General features: G+C 64.1%; 24 protein-coding genes. 8 read left to right on the top strand and 16 right to left on the bottom strand.

Going from position 1 to position 25,246, the window contains the following annotated elements; all coding sequences use genetic code 11:
- Positions 1-35 precede the first annotated feature (35 nt).
- The 4 genes from LB545_RS13015 (at position 36) to LB545_RS13000 (ending at position 4,514) form a co-directional block, all read left to right on the top strand.
- Complete coding sequence (locus tag LB545_RS13015; RefSeq protein ID WP_140559630.1) at positions 36-2,096, top strand: prolyl oligopeptidase family serine peptidase; 2,061 nt, start codon at positions 36-38, stop codon at positions 2,094-2,096.
- A gap of 67 nt (positions 2,097-2,163) precedes the next feature.
- Positions 2,164-2,304, top strand: coding sequence for a capsid protein (locus LB545_RS13010; RefSeq protein WP_140495676.1), 141 nt, complete (start codon positions 2,164-2,166; stop codon positions 2,302-2,304).
- Between the two features lie 49 nt (positions 2,305-2,353).
- Positions 2,354-3,733: an aspartate aminotransferase family protein gene (locus LB545_RS13005; protein ID WP_140559631.1), complete on the top strand. Its 1,380-nt coding sequence runs from the start codon at positions 2,354-2,356 to the stop codon at positions 3,731-3,733.
- Between the two features lie 136 nt (positions 3,734-3,869).
- Positions 3,870-4,514 carry a cytochrome c oxidase assembly factor Coa1 family protein gene (locus LB545_RS13000; RefSeq protein WP_140579804.1) on the top strand — a complete coding sequence of 215 codons (645 nt, stop codon included), beginning with the start codon at positions 3,870-3,872 and terminating at the stop codon, positions 4,512-4,514.
- 271 nt (positions 4,515-4,785) lie between these two features.
- On the opposite strand, the gene mmsB is transcribed toward LB545_RS13000, so the two are convergent.
- Positions 4,786-5,670: a 3-hydroxyisobutyrate dehydrogenase gene (gene mmsB, locus LB545_RS12995; RefSeq protein WP_140665284.1), complete on the bottom strand. Its 885-nt coding sequence runs from the start codon at positions 5,668-5,670 to the stop codon at positions 4,786-4,788.
- Positions 5,671-5,696: 26 nt separating this feature from the next.
- Entirely contained in the window at positions 5,697-6,863 is a 1,167-nt protein-coding gene (locus LB545_RS12990) for an isobutyryl-CoA dehydrogenase (protein ID WP_140564135.1), read from the bottom strand.
- Positions 6,864-7,007: 144 nt separating this feature from the next.
- Between LB545_RS12990 and LB545_RS12985 the strand changes: the two genes are divergently transcribed.
- Both LB545_RS12985 and LB545_RS12980 read left to right on the top strand, forming a co-directional pair.
- Positions 7,008-7,622 carry a dimethylsulfonioproprionate lyase family protein gene (locus LB545_RS12985; RefSeq protein WP_140670306.1) on the top strand — a complete coding sequence of 205 codons (615 nt, stop codon included), beginning with the start codon at positions 7,008-7,010 and terminating at the stop codon, positions 7,620-7,622.
- Between the two features lie 3 nt (positions 7,623-7,625).
- Positions 7,626-9,101: a cobyric acid synthase gene (locus LB545_RS12980; protein WP_224705187.1), complete on the top strand. Its 1,476-nt coding sequence runs from the start codon at positions 7,626-7,628 to the stop codon at positions 9,099-9,101.
- Here LB545_RS12980 and LB545_RS12975 read toward each other — a convergent pair whose 3' ends face one another.
- The 3 genes from LB545_RS12975 to LB545_RS12965 form a co-directional block, all read right to left on the bottom strand.
- Positions 9,102-9,518 (bottom strand): VOC family protein, encoded by a 417-nt coding sequence (locus LB545_RS12975; RefSeq protein ID WP_140670310.1) that lies wholly within the window; start codon positions 9,516-9,518, stop codon positions 9,102-9,104.
- An 85-nt stretch (positions 9,519-9,603) separates the two neighbouring features.
- On the bottom strand, positions 9,604-10,443 hold the full coding sequence (locus LB545_RS12970) for a helix-turn-helix domain-containing protein (protein ID WP_224705186.1): 840 nt from the start codon (positions 10,441-10,443) through the stop codon (positions 9,604-9,606).
- A gap of 307 nt (positions 10,444-10,750) precedes the next feature.
- Positions 10,751-11,536: a TSUP family transporter gene (locus LB545_RS12965; RefSeq protein ID WP_140670314.1), complete on the bottom strand. Its 786-nt coding sequence runs from the start codon at positions 11,534-11,536 to the stop codon at positions 10,751-10,753.
- Positions 11,537-11,721: 185 nt separating this feature from the next.
- On the opposite strand from LB545_RS12965, the gene LB545_RS12960 reads away from it, so the two are divergent.
- Positions 11,722-12,153: a TerB family tellurite resistance protein gene (locus LB545_RS12960; RefSeq protein WP_140495687.1), complete on the top strand. Its 432-nt coding sequence runs from the start codon at positions 11,722-11,724 to the stop codon at positions 12,151-12,153.
- Between the two features lie 95 nt (positions 12,154-12,248).
- Here LB545_RS12960 and LB545_RS12955 read toward each other — a convergent pair whose 3' ends face one another.
- From LB545_RS12955 to LB545_RS12935, 5 genes are all read right to left on the bottom strand, one after another.
- Complete coding sequence (locus tag LB545_RS12955) at positions 12,249-13,871, bottom strand: ABC transporter ATP-binding protein (protein WP_140670316.1); 1,623 nt, start codon at positions 13,869-13,871, stop codon at positions 12,249-12,251.
- Complete coding sequence (locus tag LB545_RS12950; protein ID WP_140579797.1) at positions 13,868-14,737, bottom strand: ABC transporter permease; 870 nt, start codon at positions 14,735-14,737, stop codon at positions 13,868-13,870. The genes LB545_RS12955 and LB545_RS12950 overlap by 4 nt, the downstream gene beginning before the upstream one ends.
- On the bottom strand, positions 14,734-15,681 hold the full coding sequence (locus LB545_RS12945; protein ID WP_140495690.1) for an ABC transporter permease: 948 nt from the start codon (positions 15,679-15,681) through the stop codon (positions 14,734-14,736). Before LB545_RS12945 ends, LB545_RS12950 begins: the two co-directional genes overlap by 4 nt.
- A gap of 229 nt (positions 15,682-15,910) precedes the next feature.
- Complete coding sequence (locus LB545_RS12940) at positions 15,911-17,389, bottom strand: ABC transporter substrate-binding protein (RefSeq protein ID WP_140670318.1); 1,479 nt, start codon at positions 17,387-17,389, stop codon at positions 15,911-15,913.
- Positions 17,390-17,547: 158 nt separating this feature from the next.
- The gene (locus LB545_RS12935) at positions 17,548-18,822 is read right to left on the bottom strand and encodes an acetylornithine deacetylase/succinyl-diaminopimelate desuccinylase family protein (protein WP_140665270.1); all 1,275 of its coding nucleotides are present in this window, start codon (positions 18,820-18,822) and stop codon (positions 17,548-17,550) included.
- Positions 18,823-19,039: 217 nt separating this feature from the next.
- On the opposite strand from LB545_RS12935, the gene LB545_RS12930 reads away from it, so the two are divergent.
- Positions 19,040-19,468, top strand: coding sequence for a L,D-transpeptidase (locus tag LB545_RS12930; RefSeq protein ID WP_140665267.1), 429 nt, complete (start codon positions 19,040-19,042; stop codon positions 19,466-19,468).
- A gap of 46 nt (positions 19,469-19,514) precedes the next feature.
- Here LB545_RS12930 and LB545_RS12925 read toward each other — a convergent pair whose 3' ends face one another.
- The 6 genes from LB545_RS12925 to LB545_RS12900 all read right to left on the bottom strand — a co-directional run bounded on the left by LB545_RS12925 (position 19,515) and on the right by LB545_RS12900 (position 25,213).
- The gene (locus LB545_RS12925; protein ID WP_181175111.1) at positions 19,515-20,456 is read right to left on the bottom strand and encodes a lipid A biosynthesis lauroyl acyltransferase; all 942 of its coding nucleotides are present in this window, start codon (positions 20,454-20,456) and stop codon (positions 19,515-19,517) included.
- 39 nt (positions 20,457-20,495) lie between these two features.
- Positions 20,496-21,524 (bottom strand): zinc-binding dehydrogenase, encoded by a 1,029-nt coding sequence (locus LB545_RS12920; protein WP_140521074.1) that lies wholly within the window; start codon positions 21,522-21,524, stop codon positions 20,496-20,498.
- Between the two features lie 37 nt (positions 21,525-21,561).
- Positions 21,562-22,833 (bottom strand): beta-ketoacyl-ACP synthase, encoded by a 1,272-nt coding sequence (locus tag LB545_RS12915; protein ID WP_140495696.1) that lies wholly within the window; start codon positions 22,831-22,833, stop codon positions 21,562-21,564.
- A gap of 41 nt (positions 22,834-22,874) precedes the next feature.
- Positions 22,875-24,062, bottom strand: a complete 1,188-nt coding sequence (locus tag LB545_RS12910; protein ID WP_140623294.1) for a beta-ketoacyl-ACP synthase — start codon at positions 24,060-24,062, stop codon at positions 22,875-22,877.
- Positions 24,063-24,079: 17 nt separating this feature from the next.
- Positions 24,080-24,361 (bottom strand): acyl carrier protein, encoded by a 282-nt coding sequence (locus LB545_RS12905; protein WP_010909964.1) that lies wholly within the window; start codon positions 24,359-24,361, stop codon positions 24,080-24,082.
- 303 nt (positions 24,362-24,664) lie between these two features.
- Positions 24,665-25,213 (bottom strand): histidine phosphatase family protein, encoded by a 549-nt coding sequence (locus LB545_RS12900; RefSeq protein ID WP_140517227.1) that lies wholly within the window; start codon positions 25,211-25,213, stop codon positions 24,665-24,667.
- Positions 25,214-25,246: the final 33 nt, after the last annotated feature.

Here is a 25,246-nt window from a genome sequence, read left to right as displayed (position 1 = left end):
AGGCAGGGCCGCCCCCCGATTTCCCGGAGACCCGCATGACCATTTCGACGACAAAGCCTGGCTTGGCGACCGATGATCCCTTTCTTTGGCTGGAGGAAAGGACGAGCAAGGAGGCGCTCGACTGGGTACATCGCCAGAACGAAGTCACGGTGGGGCAATTGCAGGGCGATCCGTCCTACCAGGCGTCGTTCGAAACCGCGCTCGATCTGATGACCGCCGAGGACAACATCGCCGTCGGCTCCGCGCTCAACGGCTATGTGTATAATTTCTGGCAGGACAAGACCAATGTGTTGGGCCTGTGGCGCCGCACGACGGTGGCTTCCTACAAGACCGACAGACCGGACTGGGAAACCATCATCGACTTCGACCAGCTCGCGGCGAAGGAGGGAGTGAAGTGGGTGTTCGGCGGCGCCAACCGGCTCTACCCCGATTTCAACCGCTGCCTGGTTTCGATGTCGCCTGATGGCGGCGACGCCAGCGAGATGCGCGAATTCGACATCGCCGCCAAATCGTTCGTCGAGGACGGTTTTCGCGCGCCCGCTTCCAAGTCCGGCTTCGGCTGGCTCGACAAGGATACGGTGATCGTCTCGGCAGCCTTCGAAGAGGCCGACAAGACCGAATCCGGCTACCCGCGCGTCGTCAAATTGTGGACGCGCGGCACGGACCTTGAAGACGCGACGCCGATCTTCGAAGCGCAGAAGGAAGACCTCGCCGTCGGCGCCGGCCTGGAGTTCGATGGCGAGAAGCGGCATTTGTTTCTAACGCGGACGCTCAACTTCTTTGCATCGCACAGTTTCCTGCGTCTCCCGTCAGGTGAAAACAGACGCATTCCGTTGCCTGACGACGTTACCGACACGGCGCTCTTCAAGGACCAGATGGTGTTTGGCGTGCGTACGCCTTGGACGGCGCCGGATGGAACGGCCTGCCGGCCGGACGGGCTCTATTCGTTCGATTTCGCTCATTGGATCGAGACCGGCAGTTTCGGCGCCATCGAGACCTTGCTCGCGCCGGCGCATCGCGTGTCCATCGCCGCTCTCGCCAGGACGCAGGACCACCTGTTCATCAGTCTGATGGACAATGTGCGCGGCAAGGTTGTGGCCTGCGAACGCAGGGAAGGCGCCTGGTCGCTGAAACCGGTCGCATTGCCGGAAAACGGCACGGTAGGCATCAGCCATGCCGAACATTTCGGCGCCAGCGTCTCCTTCTCTTTCACCGATTTCCTGACGCCGAGCTCGATCATCTGGTCCGACGACAATGGCGAGACGCTCGCCACAGTGAAGTCGCAGCCGTCGCGATTCGATGCTTCGCAGCTCGTCTCGGAACAGTTCGAGGCGCGCTCGAAGGACGGCACGATGATTCCCTATTTCGTCGTCAGGCGGCGTGACCAGAAGGGCCCGGTGCCGACGCTGCTCTACGGCTATGGCGGCTTCGAAGTGCCTTTGCTGCCTGGCTATGCCGGCGTGCGCGGCAGGCTGTGGCTGGAGAAGGGCAATGCCTATGTGCAGGCCTGCATCCGCGGCGGGGGCGAGTTCGGCCCGGCCTGGCACCAGGCAGCGCTCAAGGGCAACCGGCAGAACGCTTTCGACGATTTCGCGGCGGTCGCGCAGGATGTCGTCAGGCGCGGCATTGCGACAGCTGCCTCGCTCGGCATCCAGGGCGGCTCGAATGGCGGCCTGCTGACGGGCGTCTCGTTGACGCAGCATCCGGAGCTGTTCGGCGCCGTGATCATCGAGGTGCCGCTGCTCGACATGCTGCGCTACACCGAATTGCCGCCCGGCGCGTCGTGGATGGCCGAATATGGCGATCCGTCGAAGCCGGAAGATGCGACCTGGCTGGCCGCCTACTCGCCTTACCAGCATGTCGAGGCCGGTGCCTATCCGCCGGTGCTGCTCACCACCTCGACCGCCGACGACCGGGTGCATCCCGGCCATGCGCGCAAGATGGCCGCCCGCCTGCAGGAGGCCGGCCACGCCGGGACGCTCTTCTTCGAAGAGACCGAGGGCGGCCATGGCGGCCGCGGCGACCGCCGGCCGCAGGCGGCACAGGCCGCGATGAAGTACGTTTTCCTGCAGAGGACGCTGGGCGGGAAGGGCTGAACCGAAAGCCTTCGGACCGGAGCGAAGGGTGGTTCACCTCGAACCTTCTTTGCTCTAAGGTGCCTTCATGGCTCCCGTGGTGACATTGGCCGGCCTTTTCGGGGTTCGGGCATTTGGGGGCGCGGTGACGCCGTCGCTGCGCACGTTGCGCGCCGAGCTTTTGCGGCTTTGCGCCCGCATAGGCTATTCGCCACCCGCTATCCTCTGAAGAATCCGCCCCGGCGCAGCCGGATTGGTTCCAGAGGAAGATCAGATCCATGACCTATCAAAATTATTCGCTGAAGCAGCTTCAGCAGATCGACGCCGCGCATCATTTGCATCCGTTCACCGACCATAGGGAATTGCGCGAGGCCGGATCGCGCATCATCACCCACGCCAACGGTCCCTTCATCTACGATTCCGAAGGGACGGAACTGCTCGACGGCATGGCGGGGCTGTGGTGCGTCAATATCGGCTATGGCCGCGACGAGCTCGCCGAGGCTGCCTATGCGCAGATGAAGGAGCTGCCTTACTACAATTCCTTCTTCAAATGCTCGACGCCGACGCCTGTGCTTCTGTCGAAGAAGCTGGCGGAGATCGCGCCGAAGAATGTCAACCAGGTGTTCTATGGCTCGTCCGGCTCGGAAGCCAACGACACTGCGCTCAGGCTCGTGCGCCACTATTGGGTGCTCGAAGGCAAGCCGCAGAAGAACCGCGTCATCTCGCGCAAGATGGCCTATCACGGCTCGACCATCGCCGGCACGTCGCTCGGCGGCATGGACGCCATGCACAAGCAGCTCAACGGAGAGGTGCCCAACATCGTCCATGTGATGACGCCGTACGCCTATGAGCTGTCGCTGCCGGGCGAGAGCGATCATGATTTCGGCCTGCGCGCGGCAAAGGCGGTCGAGGACGCCATCCTCGAAGCCGGCGCCGACAAGGTCGCCGCCTTCATTGGCGAGCCGGTGATGGGAGCTGGCGGCGTGAAGATACCGCCGGCAAGCTATTGGCCCGAGGTACAGCGCATCTGCCGCAAATACGATGTGCTGCTGATGCTGGACGAGGTCATCACCGGCTATGGCCGCACGGGCGAATGGTTTGCCGCGCAGACGCTTGGCATCCAGGCCGACACCATCACCACCGCCAAGGCGCTGACGTCGGGCTACCAGCCGCTGTCGGCGCTGCTGGTCGGCGATCGCATTGCCTCGACGCTGATCGAGAAGGGCGGCGAGTTCAATCACGGTTATACCTATTCCGGCCACCCCGTGGCTTGCGCCGTGGCGCTGAAGAACCTGGAGATCATGGAGCGGGAGGGTCTGGTCGACCGCGTCAGGAGCGACACCGGGCCCTATTTCGCCAAGGCGCTGCAAGAGCGCATCGCCGGGCACGAGCTGGTCGGCGAGGTGCGTTCGATCGGGCTGATGGGTGCGATCGAGATCGTCAAAGACAAGGCGACCAAGGAGCGGTTCCTGCCGGCTGGAAGTGCCGCGGTGACCGTGCGCGACCATGCGATCGCCAACGGCATGATGCTGCGCGCCACCGGCGACACAATGATCCTGTCACCGCCGCTGATCTGGACCCGCGACACGATCGATATGGCCTGCGAGCGTATCGGCAAGGCGCTCGACCTGGCGCAAGCGGATCTGCGCAAACGGTAAAAGAAATGGCCGGGCGTTCGTGATCGAGACGCCCGGCCGTCGGTGACCCAATGCCGGCCCCAGACAGACTGAGGGTTCCGGTCGCCGGCGCTATCGGTTACAACCCGCCAAGGCAGTTTTGCCGACGGGGAACGCGATGGCCGGACAACCGCTCAACCAGCCCGCCGAAATCCCGGCTGAGCTCGATCGCTGGAATTGGGGCGCCTTCTTCCTCAACTGGATCTGGGGCATCGGCAACTCCACCTTCATCGCCCTGCTGGCGCTGATCCCGATCGTCAACATCGTCATGATCTTCGTGCTCGGCGCGCGCGGCAGCCGCTGGGCATGGCGGAACCGGGTGTGGCGCGATGCCGAGCAGTTCCGCAGAACGCAGCGCAACTGGGCGATCGCCGGTCTTGCCGTCTGGGTGCTTAGTATCGGGGGCTGCGCGACGATGGTCGGCGGCATCCCTTTCATGATCAAAGGCAGTGACGCCTATCACATGACCATGGAGGTCGTTCGCGCCGATACCCGGGTGAAAGCCGCTATCGGCGACGACGTGACCGCCAATTTCTGGGTCGGCGGCCATCTCAACGTCAACGCAGATGGGACGGGTGACGCGCAGTTCAGCATTCCCATCCACGGCGCTAAGGGAAAGGGCACGGTGTTTTCGCATCTTGTTCGCAATGCAGGCACGTGGAGCACGCACCTGCTCGTGGTCCGGGTCGAGGGCGCCAATGCGCCGATCGTGCTGACCAATGAAGATCACGTGCCGATCCCGAACGCGGCAATCGGAATATGAGGGATGTCGGATCCTGGAACGCAAAAACCGCGCCCCACCGGGAACGCGGCTTTGCCAGATACGCTTGGCGTTTCGCTACGCAAACACTTGGCGAAACTTACGGGCTCCGGTACGCGAGACCTGATCCGGAGCGCCGGGCGGACGCGATATCCGCCTCGCAGTCCGTTTTATAGGGACATCGTTACCGCGGAGTTATCGAGAGCTTAAGCAAACCTAAATTTTGCGGTTCTCCGGCGAGGCGTACGAAAGAAAAACGAGCTTTATCAATTGCTTATTGATTGGCGCCGCGCAGAAAATTTATGATCCCGGAAAAATCGGCGCCGGCATTCCCTTGCGCGTTGAACAGGCCGTAGAGCTGTGTCGCTTCGGCGCCAAGCGGTGTCACCGCGCCGGCGGCTTGTGCGGCTTCCTGCGACAGCTTCAAATCCTTCAGCATGAGCGCGGCGGCGAAGCCGGGCTTGTAGTCGCGGTTGGCGGGCGAGGTCGGCACCGGGCCGGGCACCGGGCAATAGGTGGTCAGCGACCAGCACTGGCCTGAAGAGGTCGAGGCAACGTCGAACAGGGCCTGGTGCGCCAGGCCGAGCTTTTCGGCCAGCACGAAGGCCTCGGCGACGCCGATCATCGAAATGCCGAGAATCATGTTGTTGCAGATCTTGGCCGCCTGGCCGGCGCCGTCGCCGCCGCAATGGACGATGCGCCCGGCCATGGGCTTCAGGATCGGCTCGGCGGCGGCGAAGGCGTCGTCCGAGCCGCCGGCCATGAAAGTCAGCGTGCCGGCGGCGGCACCGCCGGTGCCGCCCGAGACCGGCGCATCAACCGACAGCAGGCCGTGCTTTGCGGCGATGGCATGCGCCTTGCGCGCCGATTCGACGTCGATGGTCGAGGAATCGATGAAAAGCGCGCCCTTCTTTGCCTTGGACGCGATCTCTTCGTAGACCGACAGGACATGCTTGCCGGCGGGCAGCATGGTAATGACAACATCCGCATCTTTCACTGCGGTCAAGGCATTGGCCATGATCGTAACGCCATGTTCTTTGGCGACGGTGAGGTTTTCGGACATTAGGTCGTAGCCGTGCACGGCATACCCCGCTTTGACCAGGTTCGCCGCCATTGGATTGCCCATATTCCCAAGGCCGATGAAGGCGATTGTGGTCATTGTGTCTCTCCCGGAGTTTGCACGCTTCAGCGACCGATCAACGCGCGGGCGATGATGACGCGCATGATCTCGTTGGTGCCTTCGAGGATCTGATGCACACGCAGGTCGCGCACCAGTTTCTCGATGCCGTAATCGTGCAGGTAACCGTAGCCGCCGAGCAGCTGCAGCGCATCGTTGGCGACGTTGAAACCGGTGTCGGTGACGAAGCGCTTGGCCATTGCCGACCATTTCGAGGCATCCGGTGCCTTGCGGTCGAGCTTGGAAGCGGCGGCATAAAGAAAGATGCGCGCCGCCTGCAACTCGGTTTCCATATCGGCCAGCCGGAACTGCAGCGCCTGGAACTGGTTGATCCTGGAGCCGAATGCCTTGCGCTCGGCCGTGTAGGACAGCGCCTTGTCGAGCGCCGACTGGGCCCCGCCAACCGAACAGGCGGCAATGTTCAGCCGGCCGCCATCGAGTCCGGCCATGGCGATGCCGAAGCCGGCGCCTTCGCCTGACAAAAGGTTTTCGGCCGGCACCTTGCAATCCTCGAAAATGACCTGGCGGGTCGACTGCATATGCCAGCCCATCTTGTGCTCATTGGCGCCGAAGGAGAGTCCCGGCGCATCTTTCGGCACGACGATGGTGGAAATGCCTTTCGGTCCCTCGGCGCCGGTGCGCACCATGACGGCATAGATATCGCTGTCGCCGGCGCCGGAGATGAACTGCTTGGCGCCGTTCAGCACGTAGTCGCCGCCGCTCTTCACCGCCCGCGTCTTCAGGGCAGCGGCGTCCGAGCCGGAACCCGGCTCGGTCAGGCAATAGCTCGCCAGCCATTCCATGGAGGTGAGCTTCGGCAGGAAGCGCTGGCGCTGGCCGTCGTCGCCGAAACGATCGATCATCGAGGCCACCATATTGTGGATCGAGATGAAGGAGGAAAAGGCCGGGTCGGCGTGGGACAGCGCTTCGAAGATCAGCACGGCGTCGAGCCGGCCGAGCGCGGAGCCGCCGACATCGTCCCTGACATAGATGCCGCCGAGGCCCAGCGGGCCAGTCTCGCGGATCACGTCGGCGGGGAAATGCTTGTTGCGGTCCCAGTCTAGCGCATTCGGCGCGACGCGATCGGCGGCGAAGGCCTGAGCCATTTCCTGGATGGCGCGCTGGTCCTCGTTGAGTTCGAACTGGCTGGTGCTCGCATCGACCGCGGCGTCCATGGCGTGCTCCCTATATACTGGCCAGCTGGCTCGCTGGCCTGTCGTTTTTGGCTTTGCGCGCGCACCAATCTAGACCAATGATGCCGCCGCGCAACCCGAGCCGCCGCGGAGCGGCTGTGCGTCAATGCATGTCCGGAGCAAGATGTGACGACAAAATTCGATGAGCTGCTAGAGCGGTTCCACGCCTATCTCGCTTCCGTGGATGACTTCCTGGTGCAGGATGCGGTGGCGCGCATAGGGTGGGATATGCCCGCCCGCGAGCTTGAACCGCACTCACTCGGCTGCCTGCGCCATCTCGATCGTGCCGCCGAATTGACACCGGCGCGGACCAAGCAGCTGGTGCAATTTCTGGCGCAGGAGCGCGGCGAATTGCGCTGGGGCCAGACCTACGGCGAGTCGGATTTCGGCAAGGCGTTCATCGACAATTATGGCTGGCTCGAAGTATTCGGCACCCGCGGCCACTTCGCCAACGACGAGGTCGCCGCCGGCGTGCTGATCCTTGGGCCTGATATCGTCTATCCCGACCACCATCATGTCGCCGAGGAGATCTATATCCCGCTGACCGGCGGCACCGAGTGGCGCATGGGCGAGGACAGCTTTCACAAGCGAGAGGCCGGCGAGGTCGTGTACCACGCTTCCAAGGTCAATCACGCCATGCGCACCGGCAAGGAGCCGTTGCTGGCGCTCTATATCTGGCGCGGCGGGCCGCTGGCGCAGAAATCCACGATCACCGGGACCGTGACGCAGGGCAGGGGCTGAGCCATGGCTAAAGCCATTATGCTGCAAGGCACGGGTTCGGATGTCGGCAAGACCGTGCTGGTCGCCGGGCTGTGCCGCGCCGCGAAAAAGCGTGGGCTGAAGGTGCGTCCGTTCAAGCCGCAGAACATGTCGAACAATGCCGCTGTCGCCGATATTCCCGGCGACAACAGGGCTGGCGGCGGCGAGATCGGCCGCGCGCAATGGCTGCAGGCGATCGCCTGCGGCGTGCCGCCATCGGTTCACATGAACCCCGTGCTGCTCAAGCCGCAGACCGATGTCGGTGCGCAGGTCATCGTGCAAGGCAAGGTGTTCGGCGAGGCGCGGGCGCGCGACTACCAGGCGCTGAAGGGCCGGCTGATGGACGCGGTGCTGGACTCCTGGGGCAAGGTCGGCGAGGGCGCCGATCTCGTCATCGTCGAGGGCGCGGGCTCACCGGCCGAGATCAATCTCAGAAGCCGCGACATCGCCAATATGGGCTTTGCGACGCGTGCCGACGTGCCTGTCGTGCTGGTCGGCGACATCGACCGCGGCGGCGTCATCGCCTCGGTCGCGGGCACGCATCTGATCCTGCCGGAGGAAGACCGGAGCATGATCGTCGGCTACCTCATCAACAAGTTCCGCGGCGACGTCTCGCTGTTCGACGACGGCATCAAGGCGATCGAAGGGTTCACCGGCTGGCGCTGCTTCGGCGTCGTGCCGTGGCTGAAGGCGGCAGCGCGGCTGCCCTCGGAGGATTCGGTGGTGCTGGAACGGCTTGCCTCCGGGGAGGCGCGCGCGCTGAAGGTGGCGGTGCCGATGCTTGGCCGCATCGCCAATTTCGACGATCTCGACCCGCTCAAGGCCGAGCCGCAGGTGGAAGTGGTGTTCGTGCCGCCTGGAAAGCCGTTGCCGCAGGATGCGGGACTGGTGGTCATTCCCGGCTCGAAGTCGACGATCGGGGATCTGCTGAAATTTCGCGAAAATGGCTGGGACCGTGATCTTCTCGCCCATCGCAGGCGCGGCGGCCATGTCGTCGGCATTTGCGGCGGCTTCCAGATGCTTGGCCGCATCGTGCGCGATCCCGACGGCATCGAGGGCAGCGTCACCGAAGCGGAAGGGCTTGGCCTGCTCGACATCGAAACAGTGATGGAACCGGAAAAGACGGTGCGCAACGTCAGCGCCCGCTCGGTGCCGTTCGATCTGCCGCTCGAAGGCTACGAGATCCATCTCGGCCGCACCACCGGCCCGGACATGCTGCGGCCGTCGGCGATCATCAATGGCGCCGAGGACGGTGCGGTCTCGGCGGATGGCAAGGTGGTCGGAACCTACATGCACGGCCTGTTTGGCGCCGACGCCTTTCGAGGGAGGTTCCTCGAAAGCCTCGGCGTCAAGGGCGGCGGCATCGACTATCGCGCCGAGGTCGAGAGGGCTCTCGACGAGGTCGCTGCCCAGTTGGAGAGCCATCTTGACTGCGACGCGATCTTTTCGCTGGCGCGGTAGCTAGTTGGCCATTTCGCCTGCCTTCGGCCAGTAGGTGCCAAAGGACCAGACATTGTCCTCCGGGTCGCGGCAGATGAATTCGCGGCTGCCATAGTCGCGGTCGGTCAATTCCTGGAGGATCGTGGCGCCTGCCCTCTTCGCCTTGGCGTAGGCGGCGTCTGCGTCGTTGACGGCGATGTAGATCGACTTGCCGCCGCCTGTGCCGGGTTCGCCGACCATCTTGCCGTAGTCATCGTCGCGCGCGCTGCCGAGCATGATCATCGAGGAGCCGGAGACCAGTTCGGCGTGATGCACGACATCGCCTTCGCCGTAGCGGGCACGGATGCTGAAGCCGAAGGCTTCGCAGAGCCAGTCAATCATTTTTGCCGCGTTCCTGTAACGCAAGGCGGGGTAGAGGCGGGGGGCTTCAGCGGGCATGGCAACTTCCTTCATTCGAGCTCATCGATGAACCCAGTCTGAGCGACAGCCGTTCCGGCGTCTTGAAGAAATGTTACCCGGGACTTCAGGCCTGTGCCGAACCCTCGATCGCGGTCGGTGTCTCGCCGGCAAGGTCGCGGAACTCACGCACCAGATGCGCCTGGTCGGCATAGCCGCAATCGGCCGCGATGTCGGCCCAATCGCAGGCTTGCTGCCTCGACAGGCCAAGCGCGCGGTTGAAGCGGACGATGCGCGACAGCGTTTTCGGGCCGATGCCGGTCGCGTCCGCGAATTTCCCCGCCAGATGCTTGCGGCTCCAGCCCAGCCTGTCGGCCAGTGACGAGACGCGCACGCGGCCGCCGGAGGCGAGGATCCTGTCATAGGCCCAGGCAACCCCGGCCTGCGTTTCCGGCGCATCGGCCAGCCGGGCGGCGACGAACATCTCGACAAGGGCAAAACGTTTGCTCCAGTCCGCCGCGTTGCCAAGCCGCTCGCGCAAGGCGACGCCTTCGATGCCGAGCACATCGTCCAGGCTGACCATGCGGTCGGTCAACCCGCTCATCGGCTGGCCAAAGAATCGGCGTGCGCCAAGCGGGGTGAAATTGACCTGGACGCAGCAGGCGCCGCCGAAGGATTCGATCATCACGGGTCCGGCATAGAGGCCGGCGGCGAAACTGGCGAAGCGATCATTGTCGCCGGGCGGCTTGCCAAGGCCGATGGCGAAAGGTTCGGCGAAGCTGATGACCAGAGGCACGGTAAGGGAGGCATATTCGACATTGCGGTAATGGCCGGGCGCCGTTTCGCGATAACCGCAAATGTCTGACACAATGCCCGCGAGGGCAGGGCTGGGAAGGCGCCGCCGCATCTCGAACCGCCCGGGGACTGACCGGTCCTGTTCCTCCTGACGTGGCATCTCGATTGGCATCGACAGGACTCTAGCAGAGCCCGGACCCGAATCAAAAGCGCCCGGCTTTTGGCCGGGCGCTCCGAATTGCCTGAGATTTGAATGTCAGGCGCCGCGCATCAGGCAGCCGCCGGCACGCACGAGGTAAGCAATGGGCACGGTCCACACCGACGCGAGTGGATGAACGAAGAGGCCGAGGGCGGCGAGAATGCCGATGAGGCGATGACAAGGGAGATGATGAAAACAATCTCGGTAGGTGCGCTGAGATTCATGTGCGGGTCCTCTCCTCGACATGATTCGAACAGCGGCATTCCATCAGGCGCGCGGGTCACACACCAATCAGGACGCGCAGCGGGTTCGCCGGGTCGGCCAGGAGCTTCGCCGCCAGAGCGACGCAGACGATGACAAGCAGCGGCTTGATCAGCCTGGCGCCGATGCGCATGGCCAGGCTGGCGCCGAGGCGGGCGCCGAGGAACTGGGCGACGCCCATCATCAGGCCGATCTTCCAGGAGATGACGCCGACCGCGGCGAAGACGACGAAGCCGCCGATGTTGGAGGCGAAGTTGAGCAGCTTGGTGTGGGCCGTCGCCTTGAGTACGCCGTAGCCGGCAAGCGCGACGAAGGCCAGCATGTAGAAGGACCCGGCACCCGGCCCGAACAGGCCGTCGTAAAAGCCGATGGCCGGCACCAGCGTTATCCCGAACAGGAAGGGCGTCATACGTTCGGCGCGGTCAACGTCGGTCATGTTGGGCTTCAGGGCGAAATAGAGCGCGATGGCGATCAGCACCAGCGGCAGAAGCGCCCGCAGCAGATCGCCGGGCACGACCGTTGCCAGCAAGGCGCCGACGGCACCGCCGGCAAGCGCCAGCAGCGCAGAAGGCAGTTGCCGGCGAAGGTCGACATGGCCTTTCGCGGCATAGTGGATGGTCGCAGATCCCGAGCCGAACATGCCCTGCAGCTTGTTGGTTCCCAGCGCCTCGACCGGCGAGAAGCCGGCCAGCAGCAGTGCGGGAATAGTGATCAGCCCACCGCCGCCGGCAATCGAGTCGACAAAGCCCGCGGCAAAACCGGCGAAGGCGAGCACGGCGACGGATTCTAAGGTGAGGTCGATCATCAGGGAGAAATCAAGCCAGAGATGCTCCGGCTTCGATCACGAACACCCCGTTTGCGCAAGACCGATTTCACGCTACTTCTATCCAAGCGCGTCGCGCCTGGATTTCGCGTTGTGCTGTCATTATCCCAAAACCGCTGCGCTTTTTTGGGCTACATGGATTAGAGGAATCGGCAAAGGGGCTCCCGATGGCATTCGAACTGCTCGACCAGATACGCTCGATCTTCGATGGCGACCCCGGGGTGCGCAAGGTGGCGGACGACCCCGTGTTGTCGGCGGAACTTCTGATGCTGTTCCGCATGATCCTGGCTGACGGAACGGTCAGCGAGAGCGAGATGGTTGCCTTCCGGCGCATCTGCAAGGATGCCTTCGGCATTCCGGAAACCAGCATCGACGCCGTCATCGAATATCTCAACGAATTCGGCTACGAAACCAATGGCTCACAGGCCATCGCGCTGTTCCGCGACCTCGATGTCGAGCGGCGCAAGCAACTGGCGCAGCATATGGCCGAGATCGCCAAGGCGGACGCGCAATTGGCCGAGACCGAGGTGCGCCTACTGCGCCGCACGCTCGACCTGCTCGACATCAGCCCGGTCGACGTGGTGAAATCTGAGCAGTAGGTTGATGGGATCCCAGCCGGGCCGGCTGTCTACGGCAGCCTCCGGCATTTGCGGCCTTTCACTCACACGGCGGATTCGCTTCGCGAACCGATCGCTCACCCCTGCTCCTGCATACGGCGTGCAATTGCCCTGTGCAGGTCCGGCGCTGCGGCGACAAGCGTCTTGGCCGCCTCGGATTGCGGGTGATCCAGCACCTCGCTCGTCCGGCCACGCTCGACGATCTGGCCGTCATGCATGACCAGCACTTCGTCCGTTATGGCGCGGGCGACGGTGAGGTCGTGGGTGATGAAGAGATAGGCGATGCCGAGTTTCTGGTTGAGCTCGGCGAACAGGTCGAGGATCTGAGCGCGGATCGAAACATCGAGCGCCGAAACCGGCTCGTCGGCGACGACCAGTTTTGGGCGGGTGATGATGGCGCGGGCGATCGACAGGCGCTGGCGCTGGCCGCCGGAAAATTCGTGCGGATACTTTTCCATGTCGTGCTGGTCGAGGCCGACCTCGTGCAGCGCCTGCGCCACCATCTCGCGGCGCTCGGCACGCCCCGGTTTCCTGTCCAGCACGTGCAGCGGCTCGGCGACCAGTTTCTCGACCGTCTGGCGCGGATCGAAGGAGCCATAGGGGTCCTGGAATACCACCTGCATGTCGCGCCGCGCCGGCTTCAGGTCCGCCTCGCTCTTGCCGGTGAGGGGCTCGCCGCGAAAGCGGATGATTCCCGAACTCGGCCGGTCCAGCGCCAGGATCATGCGCGCCAAGGTGGACTTGCCGCAGCCGGAGCGGCCGACCAGCGCCACCGATTGGCCCGGCGCCATCGACAGCGACACGCCGTCGACGGCGCGGATATCAGGCGCGCGCCGGAACAGCGAGGTGCGCCGGCCTGGATAGTCGCGCGTCACGCCCTCCACCTCGAGCAAGGGCCGGGCTGCCGAGGCGCCATGCGGCCGGGCGCGGGCCGGCACGTGCATCGAGGCCAGCGCCAACTGGCGGGTATAGGGGTGGAGCTGTTCAGAGAGCGTGCGGGCCGTATCGCCGGCTTCCATGACTTCGCCCCGACGAAGAATGGTGATGCGATCCGCCATCTCGGTGACCACGGCGAGGTCATGCGAGATCAGGAGCAGGCCCATGCCGCTCTCCGCGACAAGGTCGCGCAAGAGGGTGAGGATTTGCGCCTGCAGCACCACGTCGAGCGCCGTGGTCGGCTCGTCGGCGATCAGCAGCTTCGGCTTCAGCGCGCAGGCCATGGCAATGACGACGCGCTGGCGCTGGCCGCCGGACAGTTCGTGCGGATAGCGCGACAGCGGGAATTTTGCCGACGGCAAGCCAACCCGGTCGAGCGTTTTTCGCGCCCGCTCTTCCGCCTCGGCGCGGCTCGCCTTGGCATGCCAGCGTATACCTTCGGCGACCTGCTCGCCGATGGTCTTGAGCGGGTTCAGCGCGGTCATCGGCTCCTGGAACACCATGCCGATATCGTCGCCGCGCAGGGCGCACATCTGATCCTCGCTTGCCGCGAGGATGTCGATGCCGTCGAAGGTGATGCGCCCGCTGGCACGCGCGGCATATGGCAAGAGCCGCATGACGCTCAGAGCCGTCATCGATTTGCCGGAGCCGGATTCGCCGACCAGCCCCATTACCTCGCCGGGCGCGATGGAGAACTCGATGCTCCGGAGGATCGGCGTGTCGCCGATCGCCAGCGACAGATTGTCGATTTCCAGCAGGCTCATCGTTGCCGCCGCGATTTCGGATCGAGGATGTCGGCGATGCCGTCGCCCAAAAGGTTCAGCCCAAGCACGGTGATCACGATCGCCATGCCGGGAAAGATCGCCATCCAGGGCGCCACCACCATGCGGGTCTGGGCGTCGAACAGCATGCGGCCCCAGCTCGGCATTGGCGGTTGGGCGCCAAGGCCCAGATAGGAAAGCCCGGCCTCGGCCAATATGCCGAGCGCGAACTGGATAGTGCCTTGCACCAGGAGCAAGGTGGCGATGTTGGGCAGCACATGTTCGATGGTGATCAGCGCCTTGCCCTTGCCCGCGGCGCGGGCGGCGAGGATGAATTCGCGCGGCCAGATCGCCAAGGCGCCGGCTCGGGCGACGCGGGCAAAAACCGGGATGTTGAAGATGCCGATGGCGATGATGGCATTAACGGCGCCGGGGCCGAAGATGGCGGTGATCATGATGGCCGACAAAAGCGCAGGGAAGGCGAAGACCAGATCGTTGACGCGCATCAGCGCCTCGTCGACGAGGCCGCCGCGCGCCGCGGCGAAAGCACCGAGCGGCACGCCGATGCCCATGCCGATGCCGACCGCGACCAGCGCTACCGCGATCGAATTGCGGGCGCCGACCATGATCATCGACAGGATGTCGCGGCCGAAATGGTCGGTGCCGAACCAGTGCGCCCAGGACGGCGCCAGCGTCTTGTCGGATATCACCAGCCGGGTCACGTCATAGGGCGTCCAGAGATAGGAGAGGATCGCCACCGCCGCCACGAACAATGTGACGACGAAGCCGGCAAGAAACGAGCGGTTGCCGAACGCCTTGACGAGGATGCCGCCCAGCGTCTCTTCGGGGATGTCCGGATGCAACATCATTGCCGGCTTCGGAGGCGCGGATCGACGACGGCATAAGAGAGGTCGACGACGAGGTTGACGGCGATGACCGCGGCGACCAGCAGCATGACGACGCTTTCCACGACGATCAGGTCGCGCTGGGTGATCGCCTGGAACACCAGCCGGCCGAGGCCGGGCAGGTAGAAGACGTTCTCGATGATGATGGTGCCGGCGAGCAGGAAGGCGAATTGCAGGCCCAGAATGGTCAGCACCGGGATCATGGCGTTGCGCAGTGCGTGCCGCCACAGGACCGCGCGATAGGGCAGGCCCTTGGCGCGGGCGGTGCGGATATAGTCCTCGTTCAGCACCTCGATCAGTGCCGAACGGGTGACGCGTGCCAGGATCGCGGCCTGCGGCAGTGCGAGCGCCACAGCCGGCAGCAGCAGTGATTTCAGCGCCGGCCAGGCACCGGCCCCCCAACCGGGAAAGCCGCCGGCCGGAACCAGCCGCAGCCAGACCGCGAAGAGATAGATCAGCATCAGCGCGAACCAGAAATTGGGAATGGCGACGCCGAGCTGCGCGGCGCCCATCGCCGCTGTGTCACCTATCCGCCCGCGATGGTTCGCTGAAAACAGGCCGACCGGGATGGCGATGAGGGTGGATAGGGCGAGCGCGATCAGCGCCAGCGGCAGCGAGACGACGAGACGCTCGCGCACGAGGTCGATGACCGGCACCGAATAGGTGTAGGAGCGGCCGAAATCCAGGCAGAGCAGGCCGCCGGCCCAGTGCAGGTAGCGCCAGGGCAGGGGCGCGTCGAGGCCCATCTGGTTGCGCAGCAGCTCGACCTGGTCGGCGCTGGCATTCATGCCCAGCATCAGCCGCGCCGGGTCGCCGGGCAGGATCTCCAGCACCGCGAAGACTACCATGGAGGCCAGCGCCAACGTGGCGGCGGCGATCGCGAGACGCCTGAGGAGGTAGGCGGTCATGGGCGGTAGACGGGCGGGCGAAAGTCGAGTTCCCGCGCACCCCCCTCTGTCCTGCCGGACATCTCCCCCGCAAGGGGGGAGATCGGCAGTTTCCATGTCGTCGACCAGCATTCAACGTCGGCGATTAGCGAAAGCATAAAGGAGGGTGCAATCTCCCCCCTTGCGGGGGAGATGCCCGGCAGGGCAGAGGGGGGTGCGGAGCGCAAGCGTCGCCTCTTGGCCAACGGCTTCACTCGTTCCACTTCACCTTGGTGAGATCATTGGCCTGGATCGGCGCGTTTTCCCACAGGCCCTGCAGCTTGGCGTCCCAGACGCCGACCTTGGGCAGTTCGTAGAGGAAGCCGACCACGGCGTCGTCGGCCAAGATCTTCTGTGCCTGCCCCAGCAATTCCTTGCGCTTGGCTTCATCGGAGGTGACGTCCAGATCGGCGATCACCTTGTCGAAGGCCGGATTGTCGTAGTTGAAGTAATAATCCTTACGCGCATAGATACCGATGTCGTTGGGCTCGGTATGGGAGACGATGGTCAGGTCGTAGTCCTTCTTGGTGAACACCTGGTCCAGCCACTGCGCCCATTCAACCGGGATGATCTCGAGGTTGATGCCGACGTCACGGAGCTGCGAGGCGATGATCTCGCCGCCGAGCCTGGCATAGGTGGGCGGCGGAAGCTTCAGCGTCGCCTTGAAACCGTTCTCCAGGCCTGCTTCCTTCAAGAGTTCCTTGGCCTTGGCGACATCGTGCGGATAGCGGCCGGTGAGGTCGACGTAGTCCTTGTTGGCCGGCGACATATGCGAGCCGATCGGCAGGCCGAGGCCGGCCGAGGCACCGTCGATGATCGCCTTGCGATCGAGCGCGTAGGAGATCGCCTGCCTGACCTGCAATTTGTCGAAGGGCGGCTTCTTGTTGTTGATCGACAGGATGGTTTCGCCTTCGGTCGAACCGATCACCACCTTGAAACGCGGATCGTCCTTGACCTGCGCGAGACTGTCGGGATCGAAGAATGGGAACGCCTGGATATCGCCGGAAAGCAATGCCGGTACGCTAGCGGCGGCATCGGGCACGATGCGGAATTCGACCTGGTCGAGGTAAGCCGGCGTGCCCCAATAGCTGTCGGATTTCACCAGTTTGATCGAGGATCCCTTGGCCCAGCTCTGGAATTTGAACGGGCCGGTTCCGACCGGCTTTTCCTTGTTGGCGTCAGCGGATTTCGGCGAGACGATGACAGCATCGCCCCAGCCCATATTGTAGAGGAAGGACCCCTGCGGATTCTTCAACGTCACCTTGACCGTTGCCGGGTCGACCACGTCGACCGTATCGATGGCCGCAAACAAGGCTTTTTGCGCGTTGACCGAATTGTCGGCGCGGGCACGGTCGAGCGAGAATTTCACGTCGTCGGCGCTGAAGCCGGCGCCATCGTGGAATTTCACGCCGGTGTGCAGCTTGAAGGTGTAGGTCTTGCCGTCGTCGGAGATGGTCCAGCTTTCAGCCAAATCCGGCAGGACCTCGCCATTTGGCCCGATGCGGGTCAAGCCTTCGAACACGTTGGCGTAGAGAACCTCGTCGATTGCCGCGGCCGCGCCGGCGGTCGGATCGAGATGTGGCGGTTCGAGCGGGATGCCGATGACCAGATCGGTTCGCGCCGCCAGCGCGGGAGTGCCGGCGATCAGCGCCAGGACGGCCGCGGCTAGGATGGTTTTCCACAATTTCATCGTGCTACTCCCCGTGTGGTCAAACATGCGCTCAAACCGGGCGAATAGAAGCGTGATTTCGCACGGGAGTAAATTGCGTTTCGTGCCGCGCGGCGGCGTAGCCGGGAATGTTTTTCTCCGGACGGCCGCGTCGACCGTTGGCTCTTGCCCGTGCGGCGCTATCGGGCGCCGCGCAGCAGCACGTTGAGCCCGAACGCCATCACCTTGGCCGATTCCACCATATCCGAGATGCCGACCCATTCGTCAGGCCGGTGGGCGAGATCGAGAATGCCCGGGCCATAGGCGATGCAATCATAGACATGGCCGATGCGGGCAATGTGCTTCTGGTCGTAGGTGCCCGGTGAAATGACGTAGTCGGGCTCGCGATCGAAGATCGCGTGGACGCCTTGCGCGATTGCCTTGACGACCGGAGCGTCGCGTTCGGTCATCAGCGGCAGCACCTCCATCAGGTCACGGATCTCGTAGTCGAACTTTTGCCGATCGCGCTTCAGCCGCTCGAGAATGCCGGTCACCTCGCCCTTGACCGTGGCGAGATCCTCTTCGAGCAGGAAGCGGCGGTCGATGGTCAGCCGGCAGGAATCGGGCACGTTGGGCGAGGGCAGGCCGGGCCGGAAATCCTCGGTCTGGCCGCCATGGACGGAGTTGATGTTCATGGTGGAACGCTTCGCCCCTTCGGGCACGACCGGCATGCGCGTCATCTTGCGGTCGAGCGCGGGGAACAATTCGTCCTCGAAGGCCTGCAGCACGGCGCCCATATGGCGCACCGCATTGTCGCCGAGGAACGGCATCGAGCCATGCGCGATCTCGCCCTTGGTCTCGATCTCGGCCCACCAGACGCCGCGATGGCCAAGGCAGATGCGGTCCTTGTTCAGCGGTTCGGGAATGATGACGTGGTCGACCCTGGGTTTCGAGAAATAGCCGAGCCTCGCCAGATGCGCGACACCGCCGAAGCCGCCGGATTCCTCGTCGACCGTGCCTGATATCTCGATAGCACCGGGAAAATCGGGAAATACCTCCATGAAGGCTTCGGCCGCGATGATCGAGGAAGCCAGGCCGCCCTTCATGTCGCAGGCGCCGCGGCCGTAGACCTTGCCGTCCCTGACGATGCCGGCGAAGGGATCGACGGTCCAGCCGTCGCCGGCCTCGACGACATCGATATGCGAGTTGAAATGGACGCAGGCGCCAGGCGAGCGCCCATCGAAGCGAGCGACGACGTTGACGCGCGGGTAGCGGTCGGTGTCGCCGGGCGTGCCCTCGGCACGGATGAACTCGGTTTCGAAGCCGCTCTTCTTCAGCCGCGCGGCAAGAAATTCGGCGCATGGCCGGTACGCTTCGCCGGGCGGGTTGATGGTGGGAAAGCGGATCAGCTCGGCGGTCAGCGCGACGAGATCGTCACGCCGGTCATCGATCGCTTGGAAGAGTCGCTCGTTCATGGCCCGAGTTGAGCAGCGATCGGCGTCGTTTTGCAAGTCCGCTGGCAATTAGGCCGTTGCGGCGTGTCGTTACGGCAACTCTTGCGGGAATTCGTTCAAATTCGCTGCTTTGGATTGGCGAATTGGTCAAGGGTATATGTTATGCCGTTCACCTGTCATTAAAGAGATGAAAAACGACGTGAAGGCAGGCAAGGGGCAATCAAAGGGGTTTGATCGCATGAAAAAGACAGTTCTCATGGCAGCAGCACTTGTCACGATGCTGTTCGGTGCTTCGGTGCAGAGCTGGGCAGCCAGCCTCATTGCAAATATAGACGTGTCGTCGCAGACGATGACGGTCAGGTACGGCCAGGAGGTCTACCGGTGGAGCGTGTCCACGGCTCGGTCCGGCTACTTCACGCCGCGCGGCACCTACCGGCCGCAGCGAACGGCCCGGATGTGGTATTCGCGCAAATACGACATGTCGCCGATGCCTTATTCCGTGTTCTTCCACGGCGGCTATGCCATCCACGGAACGGGCGCGGTGAGGCAGCTCGGCCGACCGGCGTCGCATGGCTGCGTGCGGCTGCATACGGCCAATGCGGCGGCTTTCTACTCGATGGTGCGAGAAGTCGGCTTCGGCAACACGCGCATCGTCGTGAGGAACTGACTGCTAAGCCGGCCACTGTGTCGGAGGCGCATCGGACGGCTCCAGACTACGCGCTTCGGGTCTTTGCCTTGCGTCGCTTGCGGCTGATGTCCCATCTCTTGTGGAACCACATCCACTGGCCGGGATCCTCGCGCACCCAGCGCTCGACCACGTCGTTGAGAAGCTGGGTGGTGGCGCGCACGTCGACACTGCCATCGGCGGTGCGGGGCAATGTCAGCTTCTCTTCTATCTCGAGCCTGAAGCGATTGCCCGGCAGCCTGACGCAGCGCGCCGGGTAGACGTCGCAATCATAATGACGGGCAAGTGTGCCGAGCACGCGATTGCTCTGGCAGGGGCGGCCGAAGAATGTCGTTTCCAGGCCGCCCGTGAACTTCTGGTCGACAAGGACCCCGATATTGCCGCCGTTTTCCAATACCGAGGCGAGCGCGAACGAGGCGCCCGCCATCGAGGGCAGCAACGATCCCATGGTCGCGCGGCGCGTCGAGAGGATGTAGTCAGCCAGGTACGGATTGTTGGGCGGGCGAAACAGCGCGGTGATATTCATGCCGAAAGTAGCCGCCGCCACCGGCAGCAATTCAAAATTGCCGAGATGTCCGGTGAAGACGATGTGCGGCTTCTTTTCGGCCGCGATCTCGACGAAATGGTCTACTCCCCTGACCTCGACACGGCCGGGACTGGTGGCGGCTGGATCGTAGTCGAACAAGGCGTCGAGAAAGATGTATTCGGCGGCCAGACGCGCCATGTTGCCCCACATGTCGGAGGCGATGGCCTGGATCTCGGCTTCGCTCTTGTGCGGATAGGCCTTGCGCAGATTGTCGACGGCCACATGATGGCGTCCGACCCATGGACCGATGCGGCGGGCGACGCGGTCGGCGAAATTCAGCGCGCTGTCGGGCGGCAGCAGGCGCAGCACCGAGATGATGATCATCGCAATGCGCGCGACCAGCCAGTGCTCGAACCGGCGCAATTGCCGGCCGTAGCGGAACATCAGGTCGCGGCGAAGCTTCTTCAACACAGAAGTCAGGGCCTAGACGACGCGTAGGATGATCTTGCCAAAGACGTCGCGGCCTTCCATGCGCTTCAGCGCGGCGTCGATGTCGTCGAAGCCGACTTCGGTATCGATGACGGGTGCGACCTGTCCCGCCGCCATCTTCTGCATGGCGTTGGCCATGTTCTCCATGCGGCAGCCGAAGGAGCCGAGCAGCTTCAACTGCTGCTGGAAGAGCTGCATCAGATTGACCTGCGCCGACACGCCGGACGTCGAGCCGCAGGTGACGAGTCGGCCACCGCGCTTCAGGCACAGCATCGAGCCGGCAAAGGTGTCGGCGCCGACATGTTCGAAGACGACGTCGACGCCCTTCTTCTTGGTCAGCTTGCGCACGACGCCCTCGAACCGGTCGTCACGGTAGTTGATGACATGATCGGCGCCGAGCGCCTTGGCCTTGTCTATCTTGTCGTTCGAGCCGACCGTGGTGATGACCGTGCAGCCCATCCGCTTCGCCAGTTGGATGGCGGCCGAGCCGATGCCGGATCCGCCGGCGTGGACAAGGATCGTCTCGCCGGGCTCGAGCCTGGCATTGTCGAACAGCATGTGTTCGACGGTGCCGAAAGTGACGGGGGCGACAGCCGCGCCGATCTCGCTCACGCCTGGAGGGACGGGGACCAGCAGGCGCGCCGGCAGGTTGATCTTCTCCTGCGCGAAGCCGTCGAGGTGGAAGCCATGAACGCCCGAGACGTGTTCGCAAAGATTGTCGCGGCCTTCGCGGCAGGCACGGCAAAGGCCGCAGGTGCGCGCGCCGTAGATCGAGACCAACTGTCCCGGCAGCAGGCCGGAAACGCCGGGACCGACGGTCTCGACCTCGCCGGAGGCTTCCGCGCCGACGACCAGCGGCAGCTTGCGCTTGGCGAAAGCCATGCCGCGCCAGCCCCAGACGTCAATGTGGTTCAGCGCCACTGCCTTGATGCGCAGCGTCACCTCGCCGAGCGCGGGCGGCGGCGGGGGCGGCAGGTCCACCGTTTCAAGACGGCGGTCCTCGATAAGTTGCAGTGCGCGCATGGAGCCTGTCGGTTCTGTTCTAGCGGAAGTGGCTCGCTTAGACCGGTTCCCGCGCCATGACAAGGCAAGTGTTCTGGCCGCCAAAGCCGAAGGAGTTCGAAAGCACGGTGCCAACCTGCGCATTGCGCTTCTTGTTGGGCACGACATCGAGCACGATCGCCGGATCGGGATTGTCGTAGTTGATGGTCGGCGGAATGACGCCTTCGCGCATGGTCATCAGGGAAAATGCCGCTTCCACCGCGCCGGCGGCGGACAGCGTATGGCCGATCATCGACTTGTTGGACGAGATCGGCATCGAGCCGATCCGCTCGCCGAACACCGTCGACAGCGACAGGTGCTCCATCTTGTCATTTTCCGGCGTCGAGGTGCCGTGCGCGTTGACATAGTCGATCTCGTCCTCGCCCAGGCCGGCATCGGCGAGGGCGGCGCGCACCGCCGCGATCGCCGGCGAACCATCCGGCTTGGAGCGGGTGCGGTGGAAATCGTCCGCCTTTTCGCCGCAGCCGCGCAGAATGCCCAGAACGCTCGCTCCACGGGCGAGCGCTGCCTCCAGCGATTCCAGCACCAGAGCGCCGGAACCTTCGGCCAGCACGAAGCCGTCGCGGTCCTTGGAGAAGGGCTTGGAAGCCTTTTCCGGGATGTCGTTGTGGGTCGAAAGCGCCGACAGCAGCGAAAAACGGATCAGCGCCTCGGCGGTCGCCGAGCCGTCCGCGCCGATCGACAGCGCCCGGTCGCATTCGCCTCTGCGGATTGCCTCGACCCCAAGCTGGATGGCCGTGGCGCCGGAGGCGCAAGCGGTCGACAGCGTGATCGGCAGGCCGCGCGTGCCGAAACGGTCGGCGAGCCGGTCGGCGATCGACCCGAACTGCGTGGTCTCGAAAGTATCGAGCTCCTTCAGGCCGCGCGCCACCCGAAGCAGCCTTTCGGCACCGGCGTCGTGCTTGTCGGAATTATAGAGCGCGAACCGCTCATGCCAGTCGAGTTCGACCGGCGGCGAGGCCAGAAACAGCGGTCCGCCGAAGTCGCTGGAATTGAGGCCGGCTTCGGCAACGGCTTCCTGCGCGGCCGTCTCCGCCAGTTCGTATGTGAGGGGGCTGGCGCCCTTCGAGCTCGACGCAAGGAAATCGACCATGCCGGAAATGCGGGTGTTGAGGTGGTCGACAGGGAAGCGGGTGATCGGGTGGATGCCCGATCTGCCCGAGGTCAGCGCCGTCCAGTTGTCTGATTTGCCGGCTCCAAGGGAAGTAACCACGCCGATGCCTGTGACGGCAACGATCGGCCTGCCCATGTGATCTCTGAGATTGGCCATCCGGAAGCCCTAACCTTTGTCGTTGTATGTGGCTGGCCGCTCTATGCGGCGTTGACCAGCGCCATGCCCTCGAATTGGTGGTAGCCGATCGCCGTTGCAAGGACGCTTCTTGGAATGCCTTCGAACGGTTTCTCGGCAGCGGCATCGAAAACGGGGTAGGCGGCCTTACGGTCGACGGCGAGCGCCGCCAGCGCCACGGCGAAGGGAAACTGCGCTTCCTTCATGTGGCCGGTCAGCGTCGCGAAGCCACGCGCCGCGATCGCGGGATTGGCGTCGAATGCCGACTTCTCGGCGGAGGTAGCCGCGTGAGCGCCTGAGGCGCCAGACATGGTCAGCAAGCCGCCATTCGGCACGGCGGTCTTCTTGAGCAGCGCGGCGATCTCGGAATCGAGCTCGCCCTGCCGCCGCCTGGCACGGCCGGAGACGACCGGGCCGAGCTCGGCATAGATCTTGCGCCCCCGGCTTGCCGCGTGTTCGCGCTGCTCCAGCACCAGGAAAGCGCCGCCGGATCCCGACACCACGCCGCCACCTTCGGCGCCTTGCCGCTGCCAGACGGGCTTCCAGGCGCCGCGATGCAGGTAGCCGGCAAGCTCATAGCCGAGCAACATATCGGAATGTTCGGTCTGGAAAGCGCCGCCCACCAGTATATGCGTCGACTGGCCGGAACGAATGCGCGCGGCAGCCGTCTCGACGGCGGCTACGCCGGCGCCTTCCTCGCCCATGAAGGTCCTGGACGATCCCGTCACCTTGTGGACGATGGAGATGTTGCCGGCGAGCAGATTGGAAAGCTGTGCCAGGAACAGGGTGGGGCGCAGTTCGGTGGTGAGCTTCTCGTTGAGCAGCACGTCACGGTCGTTGCGGCTTTCTGAGGCGGCCAGGATGGCGGCATCGACCGCTTCGTCGCGCTCGCCGCCGCCGGCGGCCACGACCATGTCCATGGTCGTGCAGAGCTCGTCATTGCCCTTGATGCCGGCATCGTCCAGCGCAAGACCCGCGGCATAGGTGCCGAGCCTTTGCCAGGTTTCCATCTGGCGCTGGTCGCCGCGCTTGGCGATCTGCAGGTTCCAGTCGATCTCCGGCAGCGGATGGACGGTGTAGGGCGCGAAACGCTCGGCTTCGAGCACCGGCTTCTGACCCGGCTGAGTGAGCTTGCGCCAGTGTTCATCGGGGCCTTCTCCCAACGAGGAGACAAGGCCAATGCCGGTGATGACGACGTCGCGGGGGCTCATGGATGATCGGGTACGGATCAGGCGGTCTTGGCGGCGACCAGTGCGTCGATCTTGGCGCACAGGTTCTTCATGACAAAGTAATCGTCCGTCGAGGCCTTGCCGTCATTGACTTCCTGGGTCCACTTTTCCAGCGGCACCTTGATGCCGAATTCCTTGTCGATGGCGAAGACGATGTCGAGGAAATCGAGGCTGTCGATGCCGAGATCGTCGATCGTGTGGCTCTCGGGCGTGATGGTGTCGATATCGATCTCGCTGGTGTCGGCAATGATCTTGGCGACTTTGTCGAACGTGGTGGACAAGGGCTTTTCCTTCGGTTGCGGGCGGAATCTGTCCGCATCTTGTTTGGGCGCTGTCTAATCGGTTTTTCCCGGCAGGAAAAGGCCTGATACGCCGGGCGCAGATGGGTAGCGTGCCCAAGAAACGCAAGACGGGCCGCCGGTCAACCCGGCGGCCCCTCCATGGCTGGCGACCGCGGATGATGTTGGCCTCATTGTCGCGGCCCTAGCGCGGCATCTTTTTTGGGTGGTATTTTGGCAACATTACCTCTGTCGCAAGTCCTCATCGACGCGTGGCTGCTCGCGGATGCGCCGGTCGGCCCCGATTTAGAACGTAACCCGGCCGAGCACACGCAGACCGTCGCCCTGCGGCTCGACGACAACGGCTTCGCCCTCGCGCGGCGAGACGCCGGTCAACGCAGCGATATTTTCCAGATGAGTGACCATGACCAGGTTGTCAGAGCCGGAATAGGCGCGGATTTCCTTCATGATCGCGGCGATCTGGGCCGCCTTTTGCGCCGCGTCGCCCTTCAGCAGGTCGAGCGGCGCGAAAGGCTCCGGCTCGGTCTCGAAGGCGATGCGCGCGGTGTCGAGGCAGCGGCAATAGCGGCTGGACAGCACGCGCTCGATCGGCGCGGCGCGGGCGGCAAGCAAGGCGCCGATCTTGCTCGACTGCTGCTTGCCGCGTGCGGACAGATTGACCTGGGTGGCGCAGCTGTCGATATCAAAATTGGCGGGATCGGTGGTGCCGGTGACCATGGCATGGCGCAAAAGCACGACATGGCCGCCATCGCGCAGCAGCGCCCAGCCGGCATCCGTCGCATGCGCTGCAGCCGGAACGCCAAACAGGAACAACGCCAAGGCAAATCGGATCATCGTAATCCTTCCAGAAGCCGGGTACCGGCCACC

Origin of the sequence: Mesorhizobium sp. BR1-1-6 (assembly GCF_020165355.1) — a bacterium.
Lineage (GTDB): Bacteria > Pseudomonadota > Alphaproteobacteria > Rhizobiales > Rhizobiaceae > Mesorhizobium.
Note: the sequence above shows the minus strand (reverse complement) of the source record. Positions and strands in the feature narration are given on the sequence as shown.